The sequence below is a fragment of the Roseomonas genomospecies 6 genome (assembly GCF_008365375.1).
Lineage (GTDB): Bacteria > Pseudomonadota > Alphaproteobacteria > Azospirillales > Azospirillaceae > Azospirillum.
In genome coordinates, this window is sequence record NZ_QOKW01000070.1 from 1 (window position 1) to 2,454 (window position 2,454).

At 63.3% G+C, this 2,454-nt stretch carries 3 protein-coding genes and 1 pseudogene; 2 read left to right on the forward strand and 2 right to left on the reverse strand.

The window, feature by feature from the left end; translation table 11 throughout:
• Window positions 1-114: pseudogene (locus DS843_RS30740) on the forward strand (IS630 family transposase); the annotation flags it as partial.
• Between the two features lie 93 nt (window positions 115-207).
• Here DS843_RS30740 and DS843_RS30745 read toward each other — a convergent pair.
• Window positions 208-735 (reverse strand): hypothetical protein, encoded by a 528-nt coding sequence (locus tag DS843_RS30745; protein WP_149472603.1) that lies wholly within the window; start codon window positions 733-735, stop codon window positions 208-210.
• Window positions 736-761: 26 nt separating this feature from the next.
• A complete protein-coding gene (locus DS843_RS30750) occupies window positions 762-1,451 on the reverse strand; it encodes a YMGG-like glycine zipper-containing protein (RefSeq protein ID WP_149472604.1) in 690 nt (229 codons plus the stop codon).
• Window positions 1,452-1,762: 311 nt separating this feature from the next.
• Between DS843_RS30750 and DS843_RS30755 the strand changes: the two genes are divergently transcribed.
• Window positions 1,763-2,371, forward strand: a complete 609-nt coding sequence (locus DS843_RS30755) for a hypothetical protein (protein ID WP_149472605.1) — start codon at window positions 1,763-1,765, stop codon at window positions 2,369-2,371.
• Window positions 2,372-2,454: the final 83 nt, after the last annotated feature.

The following is a 2,454-nucleotide window of genomic DNA, read 5'->3' on the forward strand; positions in this document are numbered from 1 at the left end:
GCCATTGCCCGCTACATTCGCGAGCACAACAGGGCATCCAAGCCCTTCGTCTGGACCAAACCGGCCGAGAAAATCCTCGATAAACTCAGCCGTTTGCCTGCACCTTCTGAATGAGTCAGTGCACTAGGACGGTGCCGGCTCAGTCCCTGGTGCGGACACATGGGGCAGGCGCTCCCGACCTTCCGGAGCGCCTGCGTCACGCGGGGCCTACTCCTGCATGGCCCGACCGGACAGCTTTGCTATCACTTCCTTCCGAGCGGCGATATCCGCCTCCAGGGCGGCGATCTCCTGTGCGGATTGGCCGCTGTTGTTCATGTTCGCCAGATTGGCTTCCACCGCCTTCAACTGTTCGTTGAGAACGGCCTGTCTCGCGCGGTCCTTTTCGCCCTCGACACGCATACCCGCGAGCTTCAACCGCAGACGATCCAGATCACGCCTTTCTGAAGCCATCTTCTGCTGCAGCGCCGAGCGGTTGCCCACTAGCCTCTTTGCCTCGCGCTCAGCATCGGACGCCCTTGTCCGAGACGCGGCGGCCTCCACGCGCAGCGCCTCGACCTCCAACCGTGTAGCGGCGAGATGAGCCTCGAATCCCCCGGACGCGCTACAGCTTGCCGCCGCGAACACGTTGTTGACCTTGCCGGGATCGCACTGCTCGGCCGTGGTCGCGCAGCCCGCCACCACCGGCAGCAAGGCCGAGACCAGGACGAGATGCCTTACCGTCTTGACTTTGAACACGCCAGAACTCCCTGCCGGCCCTGACATCAAACGCCGGCCACGGCCGCCGTCACGCCGGCAAGATCGTTGATCGTGTTGTCCAGCTTCTGCTTCTCCGCGACGAGTTGAGTCCGCTTCGTCTTCATGTAAGCGAGATCGCTCTTGCTGATGGTGCCGCCCTTGATGCCGGCCTCCAGGCTGTCGATCTTCTCCTGGAGACCCGTCGAGATCTTCACCATGCTCGCGCGGTCCCGTTCGGCCTCCTGCACTCTCGACGCGAGTTGGCTCTTGGATGCTTGCCCAGACGCCACCTGACGCTGCAGCTGCTTGATTTCGGCCTGTGCATCCCTGGACACGTCAGCGGATGTCTGGACAGCCCGGTTCGCCTGAGCGACGTCTTCTTCCAGCTTGTTCTTCTGAACGGCGTATTCGGCGCTGGCCGCACCGGCTTGCCCCTGGCGCTGGGCGACATAGTAGCCCGTCGAGCCGCCGGCCAAGCCCCCCACTGCGGCACCCGTCGCGCAACCGGCGGCCTTGTTGTCGCTAATCAGGAGGCCAGCCAGGCAGCCCACCGCCGCGCCGGCGATTGCGCCCTGCGCGGTGTAGTCTGCCGAATAATCTCGCAGCGCCTGCTGTTGAGGAGACAGATTTTGCGACGCTTGATGGCCAGTTGTCGTGCAAGCCGCCAAGGAAATGGCGAGAACTAACGCGGACACCATCTGCGATTTTTTCAGCATAATTTTCACATCCCTCGCGTTTACACCAATTGTAAAGACATTTCGCCTATCACGTTTTGCGTGGGGCGGCACCCGTCAGGACCGCAATCAGGATTCTTTCTCTAACCCTGTTTGGGGTGGACTTGCGGCACATTTTGCTCGAAAATTGCTAACGATGTCTTTCCAAACGCCTGATGGTTGCTGCATCAATGCGGCGATAGCAGAATTTACGAAGCTTGTGGGGATAGGCCGAACGAAAATGTTCATGATCACAGGACCTTCGCTCGGGACAACAACACCGTTTCCGGCGGCAAGGCGGGTGGAACGTGGCGATGACTGACGCGCGGCGCTCCTCCCGGGCGACCGCAGCCGCGGGGCTTTTCGGACTGCTGGCCGTCCTTGCCGTCGTGATCGGTTGGCTCGCCTTGTCCGCCTGCGGCCTCTTCGTGCCCGGCGTGGGCTGGCTCATCGACTCCTGCGCCGTTCCTGCGCCGTCGATCAGCCAGAATGAGGCGGAGCGGCTACGCGGTGCCACGCTGGCGGAAGAGGCCCGGCAGCTGGAGCGCCGGCTGGCGCAGGCCGCATCCTGCCCGACTCCGCCTCCCGGCGCGCCCCTCCACGCCGCCGCTCCGCAGCCGCCGACCCAACTGGCGGACTGCCCGGTGCGGCGTTCCGACCAAGTGGCCCTGCTTCTGGACGCCTCGACCAGCATGAACTGGTCCTATACGCTCGATCCCGCCATCGAACGGAGAGTACAGGACGCATCCAATAGGGCGAGAAGCAACCCGCTTAGCATGTTCTCGCCCGAGTTCGCGGAATTGCGGGCCTTGCAGGAGCGAGCCACTGCCGCTCCGGGCACACCGCGGATCGAGGTCGCCAAGCAGGCGCTGATCCAGTTAGCCGCCTTTATGCACCAGGGTGACTCGCAGCCTGTCCGCTGAACGGCGATGGTCAGCTTGGGGTTGCAAGGACGTGCGCCATCAGACCGCCGCTGACGGCGGCGGTCTGATGTTGGTGGGTTTGT

Excerpts from the sequence above, each read along its gene's own strand:
- DS843_RS30750 (WP_149472604.1), bottom strand. The coding sequence starts at position 1,451 with ATGCTGAAAAAATCGCAGATGGTGTCCGCGTTAGTTCTCGCCATTTCC.
- DS843_RS30755 (WP_149472605.1), top strand. The coding sequence starts at position 1,763 with ATGACTGACGCGCGGCGCTCCTCCCGGGCGACCGCAGCCGCGGGGCTT.